This window comes from Nosocomiicoccus sp. HMSC067E10, assembly GCF_001810835.1.
Classification (GTDB): Bacteria; Bacillota; Bacilli; order Staphylococcales; family Salinicoccaceae; genus Nosocomiicoccus; species Nosocomiicoccus ampullae_A.
This window is the reverse complement of sequence record NZ_KV802760.1, coordinates 1-1178: the sequence shown is the minus strand read 5'-3', so window position 1 is coordinate 1178 and position 1178 is coordinate 1. Positions and strand designations below refer to the sequence as shown.

Here is a 1178-nt window from a genome sequence, read left to right as displayed (position 1 = left end):
ATCTCTGGAAGTAACCTTAATGAAATGACTAAGGGTCTTCTAACTTTAGTGTTAAATCAAGTGATGCAAGAAGAACGAGATGAATACATGGGTATTGGCTCATATGAAAGAAACAGTAGTCGAAAAGACTATCGTAATGGCAGTTATCGCCGAGGGTTCACAACGTTAGTTGGAAAAATTGAACTCGAAGTCCCACGAACACGTTCCGGAGAGTTTTCACCACAGGTATTTGAGAAGTGGCAAAGAAAGGACCAGGCGCTCGTGCTTTCTTTGATTGAAATGGTAGTCAGCGGTGTGTCTACGCGTAAAGTCACTAAAATTGTGGAAGAACTAGTCGGAGAAAGTGTCTCGAAATCATTCGTATCTAACGTGATGAAACGATTAGATCCAGAAATCCAAGACTTCGCGGAGCGTTCATTAACACACAATATATTTAAATATGTATCAGTAGATGCGATGTATATTAAAGTACGTGAGAATCATAGAATCGTCTCTAAAGCTGTGTATATTGCGCTCGGTATTGGTGTAGATGGTCATCGTGAAGTACTTGGGTTTAAAGTGGATGATGCTGAGAGTAAGAATCACTGGGGACACTTTTTACGTGACTTAAAAAATCGTGGATTAACACAACCAGAACTCATTACTTCAGATTCACATCAAGGTTTAAAGCAGGCGATTCAAGAAGAGTTTCCGGGCACACCTTGGCAAAGATGCACAGTCCATTTCTTAAGAAACATTACGAATGTAATGCCTAAAAAAGGTTCAACTGTTGCGCGTCAATTATTGAGAGAGATTTTTCATACGACAACACCCCAACATGCACGAGAAGCAAAAGAGAAGTTTTTAGACTTTGTATCAGAGGATCCAAGATTTAATCACGCGGTAGAAATTTTAGAAAGTGGATTTGACGATGCGATTCAATGTTTAATGTGTCCAGCGGCTAGACAAAAGTTTTTAAAAAGTACAAACGCACTCGAACGACTAAATAGTGAGTTAAGACGTCGTGAGCGCGTTGTTAGAGTATTTCCAAATATCGAGTCTGCATTTCGTTTAATTGGCGCACTTCTTCTTGATGCGAATGAAGCCTATAAAGAAACAAATAGAAAAGTGAGCGCGTTCGTGGAAGCTAAAGAATAACAGAGAGATTTTTTATTTTACACAATATTTAAGACTTGACC

Annotated in this window: 1 protein-coding gene; it reads left to right on the top strand. The window is 39.0% G+C overall.

The features are described from left to right. Positions 1–1137, top strand: a 1137-nt coding sequence (locus tag HMPREF2767_RS03045) for an IS256 family transposase (RefSeq protein ID WP_148128994.1), incomplete at its 5' end; no start/stop codon positions are given. Between the last annotated feature and the right edge of the window lie 41 nt (positions 1138–1178).